Origin of the sequence: Azospirillum sp. B510 (assembly GCF_000010725.1) — a bacterium.
Taxonomy (GTDB): domain Bacteria; phylum Pseudomonadota; class Alphaproteobacteria; order Azospirillales; family Azospirillaceae; genus Azospirillum; species Azospirillum lipoferum_B.
Map to the genome: position 1 here is coordinate 1365415 of NC_013854.1, position 13308 is coordinate 1378722.

The 13308-nt window shown below is 68.1% G+C and carries 11 protein-coding genes; 5 read left to right on the forward strand and 6 right to left on the reverse strand.

The window, feature by feature from the left end; translation table 11 throughout:
* Positions 1-39 precede the first annotated feature (39 nt).
* Complete coding sequence (locus tag AZL_RS06320; protein ID WP_012973812.1) at positions 40-1620, reverse strand: matrixin family metalloprotease; 1581 nt, start codon at positions 1618-1620, stop codon at positions 40-42.
* A 95-nt stretch (positions 1621-1715) separates the two neighbouring features.
* Positions 1716-2726 (reverse strand): patatin-like phospholipase family protein, encoded by a 1011-nt coding sequence (locus AZL_RS06325; protein WP_012973813.1) that lies wholly within the window; start codon positions 2724-2726, stop codon positions 1716-1718.
* A gap of 313 nt (positions 2727-3039) precedes the next feature.
* On the opposite strand from AZL_RS06325, the gene AZL_RS37385 reads away from it, so the two are divergent.
* The 5 genes from AZL_RS37385 to AZL_RS06345 all read left to right on the forward strand — a co-directional run bounded on the left by AZL_RS37385 (position 3040) and on the right by AZL_RS06345 (position 9260).
* A complete protein-coding gene (locus AZL_RS37385) occupies positions 3040-3168 on the forward strand; it encodes a hypothetical protein (protein WP_256373230.1) in 129 nt (42 codons plus the stop codon).
* Between the two features lie 271 nt (positions 3169-3439).
* Positions 3440-4150, forward strand: a complete 711-nt coding sequence (locus AZL_RS06330; protein WP_012973814.1) for a protein phosphatase CheZ — start codon at positions 3440-3442, stop codon at positions 4148-4150.
* A gap of 76 nt (positions 4151-4226) precedes the next feature.
* On the forward strand, positions 4227-5003 hold the full coding sequence (locus AZL_RS06335) for a hypothetical protein (protein WP_193760103.1): 777 nt from the start codon (positions 4227-4229) through the stop codon (positions 5001-5003).
* The gene (locus tag AZL_RS06340; protein WP_012973816.1) at positions 5000-5722 is read left to right on the forward strand and encodes an OmpA/MotB family protein; all 723 of its coding nucleotides are present in this window, start codon (positions 5000-5002) and stop codon (positions 5720-5722) included. Before AZL_RS06335 ends, AZL_RS06340 begins: the two co-directional genes overlap by 4 nt.
* Before the next feature lies 1 nt (position 5723).
* Entirely contained in the window at positions 5724-9260 is a 3537-nt protein-coding gene (locus AZL_RS06345) for a membrane protein (protein ID WP_042442674.1), read from the forward strand.
* A gap of 36 nt (positions 9261-9296) precedes the next feature.
* Here the strand turns inward: AZL_RS06345 and AZL_RS06350 are convergent, their stop codons facing one another.
* The 4 genes from AZL_RS06350 to AZL_RS06365 form a co-directional block, all read right to left on the reverse strand.
* A complete protein-coding gene (locus tag AZL_RS06350; RefSeq protein WP_042442676.1) occupies positions 9297-9842 on the reverse strand; it encodes a fasciclin domain-containing protein in 546 nt (181 codons plus the stop codon).
* 157 nt (positions 9843-9999) lie between these two features.
* A complete protein-coding gene (locus tag AZL_RS06355; protein ID WP_012973819.1) occupies positions 10000-11898 on the reverse strand; it encodes a potassium transporter Kup in 1899 nt (632 codons plus the stop codon).
* Positions 11899-12172: 274 nt separating this feature from the next.
* Positions 12173-12973 (reverse strand): flagellar type III secretion system pore protein FliP, encoded by an 801-nt coding sequence (fliP, locus tag AZL_RS06360; RefSeq protein WP_012973820.1) that lies wholly within the window; start codon positions 12971-12973, stop codon positions 12173-12175.
* Positions 12970-13293: a FliO/MopB family protein gene (locus tag AZL_RS06365; protein WP_012973821.1), complete on the reverse strand. Its 324-nt coding sequence runs from the start codon at positions 13291-13293 to the stop codon at positions 12970-12972. The genes fliP and AZL_RS06365 overlap by 4 nt, the downstream gene beginning before the upstream one ends.
* Positions 13294-13308: the final 15 nt, after the last annotated feature.

The following is a 13308-nucleotide window of genomic DNA, read 5'->3' on the forward strand; positions in this document are numbered from 1 at the left end:
GGTGAGGAGCGCGGGGAGGGCGGCTTCGCCGAAGGGCGGTCAGCCGAGTGCCCGCCCTTCGGCGAAGCCGGAGCTGACATAATGCTGCCTGGCGCCGGCCAGACTGCCGCCGACCGCGGCGTTGACATCGGGGTTGGCCGCCAGGTAGGCGGCGGCGTTGAAACGGGTCAGGGAACGCCCTTCGAAACGGCCGCTGACGATGTAATGCAGTTCCACCGCCTCGCGATTGTTGCCGAAGGCGACGATCAGGTCGGGGTTGCTGGCCTCATAGGACAGCGTGTCGAACAAGGTTGAACCGCGGCCCTCGCGATAGCCGTAGGCGATGAAATGGCTGGTCGCGGCGGTGGTGTCGGCGCCGAAGGCGTTCATCAGATCGACATAGCCGGCGATATAATTGTAGGGATCAAAGCCGGTCAGGCTGCGCCCTTCATAAAGGCCGGAGCTGATGAGGTGCTGTGTCCCGGCGGCCGCATTGGCGCCCAGCGCGCCGATCAGGTCGGCGCTCGACGCGATGTAGCGCAGCGCGTCGAAACTGCCGCTGCTCGCGGACGAGAGGGCGGTGGTGCCATCGGAGAAGCGCAGGAATTCGATGTTGGTCAGCAGAGCATTGCCATCCGCACCGCTGACGATGTAACGGCTGCCGTCGAACTGCTGGACGCGGTATTGCGCCCTGCTGCCGCTGAACACCACGGTGTCAGTGCCGGCGCCGCCGTCCAGCACGTCGCCGAGCGTGTTGACGGTGAAGGTGTCGTTGCCGCTGCCGCCGGTCGCCGCCTGAATCCGGGTGCCATAGGCCAGCGCCAGAAAGGTCGTGCCGCCGGCGCTGCTGAACTGGCCGCCGCGCAGGTCGAGCGAAAGGGAGGTGGTCTGGGCGCTGCCGTTCAGGCTGTTGCGTCCGTTCGGATCCCACAGGGTGGTGAAGCTGGCGGTGTTCAGCGTGTAGCTCGTATCCCCGGGGGCGGCGGACATGTTGGCGCCATAGAGATACTGGATCGCGGCGATGTCATAGAGGCTGGGCCCGGTCAGATAGCCGCCCGACGGGAGCCGGCTGTTCGCGTTATAGGACATGATGCTGTAGGCATAATTGTCCGTCGCGGCCGGCAGGTAGGGGCCTTCCGTTCCGCTGCCGCTGCCGGCGTCGTAGTTGCCGGGATGTTTCAGGCCCAGCGCGTGACCGATCTCGTGGATCACCGTCATGTAGCTGTAGCTGCCCGTTGTCGGGTTCGTGTTGCCGGCGCTGTCGTTGGCCAGGAACACCTGGCCACCCTGGGAGCCGGTGGACGGGTAATAGGCATAGGCCGCCGACCGGCCGCTCTGCCGGTTGGTCCCGAAGGCGATCTCGGCGCTGGCGGCGTCGGAGATCTCGACGAAGCTGATGTTGGCGACGGCGCTCCAGGCCGCCAGCGCTTGCCGGACGGCGGTGCGCTGGGCGGTGTTCATGGCGGCGAAGCCGGTGGCATCGCCGGAGGAGACCTGCCGGGAACTGCTCAGGAAGCCATAGGTGATCGTCGCCGCGCCACCGACGGAGCTGCCGTCCAGCACGGAGCCGTTGGCGCCCCAATGCGGCGTGTCGCTGGGCAGAAGGGCGGCGATATAGCTGGTCAACGCGGATTCGCTCATGGGCGCTCGCTTCTCGGGTCGGTCGGGGGATGCCGGAACGCCGTCCGCGTCATCGCTGATACCAAATACGAGAATGGTCTCCAGCGCAATCAGGGTCAGGCACGGCGCAGAGCCATCTCGATCGATGGACGCAGCATCGAGGCGGCCGCGTGACCGATCTCCACCGCCTCGGCGGCGCGGTCGAACTCCAGGATGCCGATATGGGCCAGCCTGGGCGCGATCAGCACGTCCGGCGGCTCGCCGGCCAGGCGCGAGCGGGTGATGCGGTCCTGCATGATGTCGATCGACCCCGCCATCACCTCCAGCGCGTTCGGCATCTGTTTGTGGGCCTGGGCATCGTCGATCTGGTCGGCCAGGAACCGGGTGCGCCGGCTGGGCTTCCGGCCAAGCCAGGTGGAGATCTGGCTGGTCAGGTGCGACAGCGTGGGGGAGCCGGCATCGCCGCCGGCGACCACCGCTTCCCGTACCGCCTCCTTCTCCGGTTCCGGCTGCCTGGTTGTCGCCGCTTTGCCGTTGCTCCGGCCGTTCGGGCGACCGAGGGGCGACAGCTCGCTGTTCAGGTTGACGGCGACCACCACGTCGGCGCCCAGCGCCCGGCAGAGCGACACCGGCACCGGATTGACCAGCGCGCCGTCCACCAGCAGGTGATGATCGCGCCGCACCGCCGGGAACAGGCCGGGCATGGCGGCCGACGCCAGCACCGCCGACATCAGCGGACCGTCGCGCAGCCAGATCTCGCGCCCCGTCGAGAGATCGGTGGCGACCGTGGCGAAGGGCAGGGGCAGATCCTCGATCAGAACATTGCTGCGTTCATTGTCGAAGCGCCCGAACGCCTTTTCGGCGGCGACCAGACCGCCGCGCCGGAAGGTGAGGTCGATGATGCCCAGCATGCCGAGCCACCCCATCTTTTGCGCCCAGGCCTGCAATTCATCCAACTGGTCGGTCAGATAGGCGGCTCCCACCGCCGCTCCGATCGACGTGCCGCAGATGACATCAGGTTTGATCCCGACTTCCGCGAGCGCCCGCAGGACGCCAATATGCGCCCAGCCCCGCGCAGCGCCGCTGCCCAGCGCAAGCCCGATCTTCAGGTCGGTTCCCTTCGCCATCCACATCTCCAATCGGCGCCCCCATGCCGGAGGCGTGAGCTCGAGCTTATCATCTGGGGATCGCCGGCCAAGAGCGGAAGCCGCCGGAAGTGGCACGCCACCGGAGCGCCGTCCGTCCCTATCCGATAAATAGGGAATGTCGGGGATTTACCGAACCTTTGAGCTGGAGCGGGAATCGGCCGTGGTGACTGTGGCATTTCTGTGCCAGTACGCGGCGTTCATCATATCGCCGCCGAATTTTAACCATGCGTCAACTGGCTTGGGTACAATTTCGTTGCGTTGCAATGTAGTCGATGAGTGTGGAAGGTCTGTCATGGCCGATGAACTGAAGAGCTTCAGAAGGGATTGGAAACGCTGGTCGCAGACCGAACGGCTGGTCGCCGTGTCGGTGCTCCTTCTGATCGTTCTTCTGGGTGCGCCGGCCGCCGCCGGTCTGTTCTGAGGTCCGGACGGCGATAGACCGGCCGCCTATAGCACGCTGTGGCGTTTCGGCAACTCCGGTGCCTTGGCGGGGGCATCTTTACGGGCTCTTAACCCTCGCGCCATAGGCTTTGTCGGCTCGGACAGTTCCTGGGACGGTTGGGCGCCACAAGCGGCCGGAGCGTCGAACCTCCGCCACGACGGGCACTGACGGCGCGCTCGCTGGAGGGCGCGGACCGGGAGGGTTCCGGCATATTCCGCCAAGGCCTTGCCCCTCTCGCTGGACACGCCCGATGACCTTCTCCGCCCAATCCGCCGTGACGGAACAGAAGCACCTGAGACAGCGCCTCGACGCCGCGTTCGCGGAAGCCGCGAAGCCCCTGTCGCGTGATGAGGTGACGGACATCGTCCGCAATATTCTGGGCAGCATGGACGGTGACATCTCGGCCACCGACCTGCGGCTTTACAAGGAAGTTGTCGACCTCGCCAAATACATCGAGACGGCCAAGCAGGAGATCGCGGCCCTTCAGCCGGCCGAGATCCGTGACGAACATATCCGCACCGCCACCGACGAGCTGGATGCGGTGATCGGCGCGACGGAAAAGGCGACCTTCGCCATTTTCGACGCCTGCGACGCGATCAGCGCCATCGCCGGCCAGTCGGAGGCCGGGGCCTCGGCGAAGCTGAACGATCAGGTCACGGCGATCTATGAAGCCTGCAACTTCCAGGACATTACCGGCCAGCGCATCAGCAAGGTGGTGCGGACGCTGAAGCACATCGAATCCAAGGTCGATATGATCATCGCCGCCTTCGGCAGCGAGGTGCGGCAGAACCACGCCCCGCGGTTGGCCAAGCTGGCGGCGGCGGAGGAGGCGGAGGCCGCCGTCCATTTCGAGCCGATGAGTGCGGAGGAGGCGGACAAGCAGCTTCTGCACGGGCCGCAGCTGCCGGGCAACGCCATGGACCAGGACGAGATCGACCGCCTGCTGGCCAGCTTCGACTGACGTCATGCTGCCCGGCCCCCCCCTCGACAGGCCCGGCGGTGGCCACATCGCCCAGGGCGTTGGGAGCGGCGGGGGCATGCCGCAGCCGGCCGGGCGGCTTGGCTACGGGGCCGGCATCAGGACTGGCATCGGGACTGGCGGGCACGCCAACCCGAACAACGGCAGCATCCTGCTGCTGCTGTCGCTGTTCCTGCTGCTTCTGGTCTTCTTCATCGTGCTGAACGCCAATTCGGTGCAGACGGTGCGGAAGGTGAAGGCGGTCGCCGCGTCGCTGGAACGGACCTTTCCCAGTTTCGTCATCGACCCGCGTCTGCGCGACGGGTCGGAGCCGGTGGCCTCGCGCGCCGGAACGGTCTTCTCCGTGCAGCGGCTGGAGGAGGTGGGCACCCTGTTCGCCACCGCCGTCGCCGTCGCCAAGGTTGAGGTGGTCGCCCCCGGCCAGTTGCTCGAGGTCCGCCTGCCGGCCGACGACCTGTTCGTTCCCGGCGCCATGACCCTGCGGTCCGACCGCCAGGGACTGATCGACCGCATCGCCGACGCCCTGCGCCAGTCGCGCCAGGGCGAGCGGGTGGAGCTGGACGCGCTGCTCGGCATCGGGCCGACGGGAACCCCGAGCCAGCCGCCGGGGCCGGTCGCCCGCGCCGGCGTGCTCGCCCGCGCGCTGGTGGAGGATGGGGCGCCGGCCCGCAACGTCACCGTCGGCATCGAGCGCGGCGAGCCGGGCGGGGTGCGCCTGCTGTTCTCGCTGCGCTGGGATGATGAGGGAACGGCCCGGCCGGCGGCGAGGCCGGCGAAGGCGGCCTCCGCCACGCCGCCAGCCATTCCCGCCGTTCGGACCGAGGTGCGGAAATGATCCGTGTTCCCGGCATCCCCAACCGCGCGGGGACGGACGATCACGCCGGCCAGCGCAAGACGCTGTGGCTGATCAGCTTCACCGACCTGATCTCCTTGATGCTCGCCTTCTTCGTCCTGATGTATTCGATGAGCGAGCCGGAGGCGGAGCGCTGGACCCGTCTGGCCAAGGGGGTGGCGCAGAGCATTCCCGCCGCGCGGTCGACCGCCAGCGCCCCGTCGGACCGTCCGGCCGATCCCGGTGCCGCCTTCAACGCCATGGCGGTTGAGGCGCGGGCGGCGATCGATCTGGATTATCTGGCGGCATTGCTGGGAAGCCAGCTGCGCTCGAACGTGGAGCTGGCGGTGGTCGATGTGCGGCGCGAGGATGATCGTGTCGTCATCCGCCTGCCGGGGGAGCGGATCTTCGACCTGACCGGTGCCGCCTTCACGCCGGAAGGGCGCCGGGTGCTGTTTCTGCTGGGGGCGGTCATCGGTCGCATCGGCAACCGGATCGAACTGGTCGGCCATGCCGAGCATGAGGATTCGACGGGCGGCGTGGCCTGGGAACGGGCGCTGACGCGGGCGGTCGCCGTTTCCGCCGCGCTGCGCGAAACCGGCTATCGCCGCGATCTGGTGGCGCGGGCGGTGATGATGCCGGTGGAGCGGGCAGGCGATGGGCTATCCAACGGCGGGCGCCTGCCGGTGGACATCGTGGTGCGAGAGGAAGGGGCGGATTGAGGTGAGGGAGCGGACGGCCGATCATGGAAGGCGTTGGCTGCGCGGCTGTGCCGCGGCGGTGGCGCTGCTTGCCGGGCCGCTGCTGCTCTCCCCCCTGTCGGCGACCGCCGCCAGCGTGCCGGTGCGCGGCGGCAGCCACAAGGATTTCGGCCGGATGGTCTTCGATTGGCCGGGCAAGGTCGATTTCACCGCCACGGTCGACGGCAGCCGGCTGGTCGTCGCCTTCACCGAACCCATCGACGCTCCGCTGGACCGGCTGGTGCAGGCGCTGCCCGACTATCTGGTGGCCGGGCGGGTCGAGGCGGACGGCAAGACGGTGTCGTTCAATCTGAAGCGTCCCGTCGCCGTGAAAAGCTTCCGCAACGGCAATGCGGTCGCCATCGATCTCTCGCCCGCCGCGCCCGGAGCGACGCAGCAGGCGGGGACGGTGGCGCAGCCCGATGCGGCCAGGACGGATGTGGCCAAGCCGGTTCCGTCGGCCGGGCGGGTGCAGGTGCGGGGGGCCGAGCGGCCGGATCAGAGCCGGCTGACCTTCGACTGGCCGGCGCCTGTCGGCTACAAGGTCACGCGCGACGGCGCGGCGGTGACGGTCGCCTTCGACAAGGGCGGCAGCGCCGACCTGTCGGCGGTGGCCAGGACGCCGCCGCGCAACATCGGCAACATCGAATCCTACCGCCAGCCCGACGGATCGCTGGCCGTCACCTTCGCCGTGCCCCAGGATGCCGAGGTCGGCGACAGCGCGTCCGGCAAGTCGGTTGTGCTGACCGTCGGAAATCCCGGCTCCCGCGCCGGCCTGCCCAAGAGCGACGGTGCCTCACCGGCTATGACCGCACCCGCTTCCGGATCCCAGGGGACCGTCGCCGGGCAGGGGAATCAAGGCACCAGCCAGCCGATGCCGCCGAAGAACGCGGTGAAGGACGCCATCAAGGAGGGCGGCCGTGATGCGCCGGCCGCGGCGGCGTCGACCTCGGGCCGCCCGGCCGCCGCGGCGAATGCTCAGGCACCGGCGTCTCCATCGGCCGCCGCCCCCGCGCCGGCACCGGCGGACGCGAAGTCCCAGCCGGCCGCCGGGCCGAAGGGCCCGGTGCTGACCTTCGAGACCGGCGGCCCGGCGGCGATCGCCGTCTATCCGCGGGCGGGCCAGCTCTATGTCGTGTTCGACCGGCCGATGCCGATCGGCGCCGGCAAGCTCAGCGGTCCGGGCTCCGAACTGATGGGGGCGGTGGAGCCGGTGCCGGCGACCGGCGGCACCGTGTTCCGGACCAAGATCGGGCCGATGGTGTGGCCGACGGTGGAGCGGCAGGGCACGACATGGCGCATCCTGTCCTCCGCCCGGCCGACCGACATGGGCAGCGCCGGCGATCTGCGGGTGGAGCCGGATCCCGATTTCCTGCTGGGAGCCCGGCTGCTGGTGCGGGCGCCCGACGCCGCCAACATCGTGCAGTTCGCGGATCCCGACGTGGGCGACCGCATCCAGGTCGTCCCGCTGCCCAGCCCGGGGCAAGGCATGCCGGAACCCCACCGCTATCCGGATCTGGAGGTCATGCCGTCCTACCAGGGCGTGGTGGTGCGGCCGATCTCGGACAATGTGACGGTGCGGGCGATCAAGGAGGGGGTGGAACTGACCACCGCCGGCGGCCTGCATATGTCAACCGCCGCCGATGCCGGAAATCCGGCGGTGGCGCCGCCCGCTCCAACCTCGCCACAATCGGCTCCCCAGCCGGTTCCGCCGCAACTGGCCGCCGCCCCGGTGCCGGTTCAGCCCGGCGGCGCGTCGTCGGCGATGGAGCCGCCCAAGGCAGCCCAGCCCGCCCAGATGCAGGGCCGCCGGCTGTTCAACCTGCCGGCCTGGAAGCATGGCGACCTCGACCATTTCACCGAGGCGCGGCAGGATCTCCAGCTCGCCGTCGTCAATGCCCCGGATTCGGAGCGGCCGAAGGCGCAGCTCGACCTCGCGCGCTTCTATTTCGCCAACGGGTTCGGCCAGGAGACGCTCGGCCTGCTCGACGTCCTGCAACAGAATCAACCCGATCTGGAAGGCTGGCCCGAGTTCCGCGCCCTGCGCGGCGCCGCCCGCGTGCTGACCGGCGACCTCGACGGCGGGGAGGCGGACCTGTCGATCCCCTCGCTGGCCGGCAATCCCGAAGCCAACCTGTGGCGGGCCGCCATCGCCGCCGACCGCCGCGATTGGCCCAAGGCGATGGCCGGCTTCAAGGCGTCCGGCCAGATCCTCAACAGCTATCCGGACCCGATGCTCGGCAAGCTCGGCCTGCGGGCGGCGGAGGCGGCGCTGGAGACACGCGACACCGCGACCGCCAAGCGGCTGTTCGACCGGGTGATCGAACATGGCGGCCCGGACCAGGAGGAGAACCCGCAGACGCAATATCTGCGCGGGCTGCTCTATGCCCAGACCGGCGAGATCGATCAGGCGCGCCAGCAGCTGACCGCCGCCTACAACAGCTATGACCGGCTCTACCGCGCCAAGGCCGGGCTGGCGCTGACCAATCTGGAGCTGTCGGAAGGCAAGATGTCGCCGACCGCGGCGGCGGAGCAGCTGGCCGGCCTGACCTTCACCTGGCGCGGCGACGATCTGGAGATGCAAATCCGCTCGCGCATGGGCGAGGTGCTGATCGCCGGCGGCGAATATGCCAAGGGCTTCAACACGATGAAGGAAACGGCGGCCCTGGTCGCCGACACGCCGCGCGCCGAGGCGATCACCAAGGAGATGTCGCGCATCTTCGCCGATCTGTTCAAGGACGGGGCGAAGCGCCTGCCGACGCTCGACGCCATGCAGCTCTACGACCAGTTCCGCGAGCTGACCCCGGTGGGCGAGGCCGGTGACGAGATCATCCGGCAGCTGGCGGAACGGCTGATTTCCATCGATCTGCTGAACCGCGCCGCCGATCTGTTGCAGCATCAGGTCGAATACCGCCTGTCCGGGCTGGACAAGGCGCGGGTCGGCACGCGGCTGGCCTCCATCCGGCTGCTCGACAACAAGCCGGAGGAGGCGCTGAAGGCGTTGGAGATGTCCAATGTCGCCGGCCTGCCGGCCGATCTGGCCGCCGAGCGGCGGCTGATGCAGGCCAAGGCGCTGGCCGAGCTGAACCGTGGCGACGAGGCGATGCAGCTTCTGGCCCAGGACGACAGCACCAACGCCAATCTGCTGCGCGTCGACATCGCCTGGAAGGGGCAGAAGTGGGATGCGGCGGCGCTGGCGCTGAACAAGGTCATCGGCCCGCCGCCGGCTCCCGGCAAGCCGCTCGATCCCAACATGTCGCAACTGGTGTTGAACCGGGCGGTCGCGCTGGCGCTGGCCGGCGACGGCAATGGGCTGAACCTGCTGAAGAAGGATTTCGAAGGGTCGATGAAGGGCGGGCCGAACGAGGATGCCTTCCGCATTCTGACCCGCCCCGAACAGGCGATGGGCCTGATCGACGTCAGCACCATCCGCTCCCGCGTCGCGGAAGTGGATATGTTCAAGAAGTTCCTGAAGGAATATCGCGGCGGCAAGCAGGCGCCCGACAAGCCGACCTCGTGAAGCCGGGGTCAGAGGGCGGCTTTCCGCTTTCCGCCGTTATTTCGGCAGCAGAACCTTGTCGATGACATGGACCACGCCGTTGGACTGTTCGACGTCGGCGATGGTGACGCGGGCCATGGTGCCGGAAGCGTCGGCGACCATCACGGCGTCGCCCGACTGGGTGAAGGTCAGCGGCATGCCTTCAACCGTCTTCAGCATCGCCTTGCCGTTGCCCTTCTTGATGTCCGCCACCAGGGTCCTGGCATCCAGCTTGCCGGGAATGACGTGGTAGGTCAGCACCTTGGTCAGCTGGCCCTTGTTCTCGGGCTTCAGCAGGGTATCGACGGTGCCGGCGGGCAGGGCGGCGAAGGCCTCGTTGGTCGGGGCGAAGACGGTGAAGGGCCCCTTGCCGTTCAGCGTATCGACCAGCCCGGCGGCCTTGACGGCGGCGACCAGCGTGGTGTGGTCCTTGGACTGGGATGCGTTCTCGACGATGGTCTTGGTCGGGTACATCGGCGCGCCGCCGACCATCTTTTCCATGGCGGCATTGGCACAACCGGCGAAAAGAAGGGTGGCGATCGCCACGGTGGCAACCTTCTTCATAGCATTCCCTCTTGTCGGTGAAGGTCCGCTTGCCGCGGACACACCACCGTTACGGAGGGGCCATTTGCCCGGATCACACTTGTTTTCGCGCGTGACGCGGATTTTCCCGATGCGGAAGAGGTAATGCTTTGGCGGTGCCGCCGCCTCTTCCCGTCGCCTACAGCTGCACCTGGGTTCCCAGCTCCACCACGCGGTTGGGCGGCAGCTTGAAGAAGTCGGTGGCGCTGACCGAGGTGCGCGACATCACCACGAACAGCTTTTCCCGCCACAGCGCCATCTGGGAGTTCATTTGCGGGATTAGCGTCTCGCGGCCCAGGAAGAAGGAGGTCGCCATCACGTCGAACTCCAGCCCGAAGGCCTTGCACAGTCGCAGCGCCTTGGGAATGTTCGGCTCCTGCGAGAAGCCGTAGCGCACGGTGATGCGGTAGAAGCCGTCGGCCAGACCCTCCACCAGCACGCGGTCCTTGGCGGGGACGCGCGGCACGTCATCCACCAGCACGGTGACGAAGACGACGCGCTCGTGCAGGACCTGATTGTGTTTCAGGTTGTGCAGCAGCGCGATCGGCACCGTGTTGGAACTGGAGGTCATGAAGACCGCCGTTCCCTTCACCCGGTGGATATCGCCCTTCTTGGCCTGGCGCTGGATGAAGGCGTCGAGCGGCAGCGATTCCTCGGCCAGCCGGCGGGTCAGCACGGCGCGGCCGCGGCGCCAGGTCGCCATCAGCCCAAGCGTGATGCAGGCGATCACCAGCGGCACCCAGCCGCCATGCGGGATCTTCACCGCGTTGGCGGCGAAGAAGGAGATTTCCACCATCAGGAAGGCGGCGCCGATGGCGAGGCAGAGCGGCAGGCTCCATCCCCAGCGCCGGCGGGCCACCACCAGGAACAGGCTGGTGGTGATGATCATGTTGCCGGTCACCGCGATGCCATAGGCGGCGGCGAGGCGGCTGGAGGATTGGAAGACCAGCACCAGCCCGAGCACGGCGGCCAGCAGGCCCCAATTGGCGCGGGGGATGTAGATCTGCCCCTCCTCCTCGTTGGAGGTGTGGCGGATGTCGAGACGGGGGCAGAGCCCCAGCTGCACCGCCTGCCGGGTGAGCGAGAAGACGCCGGAGATCACCGCCTGGCTGGCGATGACGGCGGCGGCGGTGGACAGGGCTACCAGTGGATAGAGCCCCCAATCCGGGACCAGCAGATAGAAGGGGCTGCGCACCGCCGCCGGGTCGCTCAGCAGAAGCGCGCATTGGCCCAGATAATTCAGCAGAAGCGCCGGAAGCACCACGGCCAGCCACGCCACCTGGATCGGCCGCCGGCCGAAATGGCCCATGTCGGCGTAGAGCGCCTCGCCGCCGGTCACCGCCAGCACGACGGCACCCAGCACCAGGAAGCCGATGATGCCGTTGTTCGCGAAAAACGCGATGGCATAGGCCGGATTGAAGGCGACCAGGACGCCCGGCTGCTGGATCACCTCGATCAGGCCGAGGATGCCGAGGGTGAGGAACCAAATCAGCATGATCGGCCCGAACAGCGCGCCGACGCGCGAGGTGCCGTGACTCTGGATGGTGAACAGGGCGATGACGATGGCGACGGTCAAGGGAACGACCGCGGATTGCAGGGCCGGCTCGGCCACGCCCAAACCCTCCACCGCCGAGAGCACCGACATCGCCGGGGTGATCATGCCGTCGCCGTAGAACAGCGCGGCGCCGAACAGGCCAAGCGCCGTCAGGACCGTCAGCCGGCCCGACGCGTCCGGCCGCGTCTTGGACGCCAGAGCCAGAAGGGAGAGGATGCCGCCCTCGCCCTTGTTGTCGGCCCGCATGACGAAGCCGACATATTTCACGGTGACGACGATCACCAGGGCCCAGAACACCAGGGACATGATGCCCAGGATGTTGTCCTGGGTCAGCGGCAGGCCGTGGTCGCCGCCGAAGCATTCGCGCAGCGTGTAGAGCGGGCTGGTCCCGATGTCGCCGAAAACGACCCCGAGGGCACCCAGGGTCAGCGTCGCGAGCTTGCCTGTGTCGGGCGGCGCGGCCTTCAAAGCGGTTTCAGTCATGCGGTGATTGCGGTCCGAAGTTGGTCCGTCGTTCGATGGCAGCCCGTTGCTGCGGCCCCGTTGCTGCGGCGATGTCCCGGTCCGTCGCCCCCCCTGCGGCGGGATCGGTCGAAACCATCCGGCGGGATCGGCATCCTTGCCCCCTCTCCACCGGCGCGCATCACCATCCTCATACGCGTTTACGGCGTCGGACGCCAGCGCGGGCTTGCGCGGCGACGCCCGGTGTCCAGGGATGCGACGAAGTGCGCGGGAGTCTTCCCGCGATACGGGTGCCTCAGAGCGTCCCGAAACTGCGCGCCAGCGAGCCGGCGATCAGGTACCACCCGTCGACCAGCACGAAGAAGATGATTTTGAACGGGATGGCGACCATGGTCGGCGGCAGCATCATCATGCCCATCGACATCAGGATGGACGACACCACCATGTCGATGATCAGGAAGGGGAGGAACAGCAGGAAGCCGATTTCGAATCCGCGCTTGATCTCGGAGATCATGAAGGCCGGAACCAGGACATGAAGCGGCATGTCGTTCGGTTCCTGCACGTTCTGGAGACGGGCCATGTCCATGAACAGGCGCAGATCCTTCTCGGCGGTGTGGTGCAGCATGAAATCGCGTAGCGGCGCCACCGTGCGGCGGAACGCCTCCATCTCGTCGATCTCCTGGTTCATCAGCGGCTGGATGCCCTGGGTGTAGCTGCGCTCGAACACCGGGGCCATCACGAAGAAGGTCAGGAACAGCGCCAGCGACATCATGACCGTGGTCGGCGGCACCTGCTGCACGCCCAGCGCGTTGCGCAGGAAGGACAGCACGATGACGATGCGGGTGAAGGCGGTCATCATGATCAGGATCGACGGCGCCAGAGACAGCACCGTGATCAGGCCGATGGTCTGGACGATGCGGCCGGTGGCGGTGCCGCCGGCATCGCCCAGGTCGAAGGTCAGGCTCTGCGCCAGCGCCGGCCCGGCGCTCAACCCCGAAATCAGGCCCAGCGCCAGACCGATGCCGAGCGCCAGCGCCAGCCCGGCGGTCAGCGGCCTCCAGCGGCGCCGAAGTCGGTTCGCGATGGTCGGGCTCATCGCGGCTCGCTCCCGGCCGGCGGCTCGCCGCCGGTGGCGAGCGCGGTGTCGAAACCGGCGGCCGGAGCGCTGTCGATCAGCAGGTCGCCGTTGATGCCCAGCAGGACCAGATGCTCGCGGTCGTCGCGGCGGACCAGGATCAGCCGGCGCTTGGCGTCGATCGGCAGCGCCTCCACCACGCTCAACCGGCGTTGGCGGGCGCGTGCCCGCACCGTGCCGCCCGCCATGCCGGCCCGGCGCATCACCCAGGCGACCACCAGGATGAGCGCCACGACGAAGACGAGCGCCAGGAGGAAACGGATATACTGGTCGAGATCCATGGAAGCTGCGGGCTT

Excerpts from the sequence above, each read along its gene's own strand:
- AZL_RS06320 (WP_012973812.1), bottom strand. The coding sequence starts at position 1,620 with ATGAGCGAATCCGCGTTGACCAGCTATATCGCCGCCCTTCTGCCCAGC.
- AZL_RS06325 (WP_012973813.1), bottom strand. The coding sequence starts at position 2,726 with ATGGCGAAGGGAACCGACCTGAAGATCGGGCTTGCGCTGGGCAGCGGC.
- AZL_RS37385 (WP_256373230.1), top strand. The coding sequence starts at position 3,040 with ATGGCCGATGAACTGAAGAGCTTCAGAAGGGATTGGAAACGCTGGTCG.
- AZL_RS06330 (WP_012973814.1), top strand. The coding sequence starts at position 3,440 with ATGACCTTCTCCGCCCAATCCGCCGTGACGGAACAGAAGCACCTGAGA.
- AZL_RS06335 (WP_193760103.1), top strand. The coding sequence starts at position 4,227 with ATGCCGCAGCCGGCCGGGCGGCTTGGCTACGGGGCCGGCATCAGGACT.
- AZL_RS06340 (WP_012973816.1), top strand. The coding sequence starts at position 5,000 with ATGATCCGTGTTCCCGGCATCCCCAACCGCGCGGGGACGGACGATCAC.
- AZL_RS06350 (WP_042442676.1), bottom strand. The coding sequence starts at position 9,842 with ATGAAGAAGGTTGCCACCGTGGCGATCGCCACCCTTCTTTTCGCCGGT.
- AZL_RS06355 (WP_012973819.1), bottom strand. The coding sequence starts at position 11,898 with ATGACTGAAACCGCTTTGAAGGCCGCGCCGCCCGACACAGGCAAGCTC.
- fliP (WP_012973820.1), bottom strand. The coding sequence starts at position 12,973 with ATGAGCCCGACCATCGCGAACCGACTTCGGCGCCGCTGGAGGCCGCTG.
- AZL_RS06365 (WP_012973821.1), bottom strand. The coding sequence starts at position 13,293 with ATGGATCTCGACCAGTATATCCGTTTCCTCCTGGCGCTCGTCTTCGTC.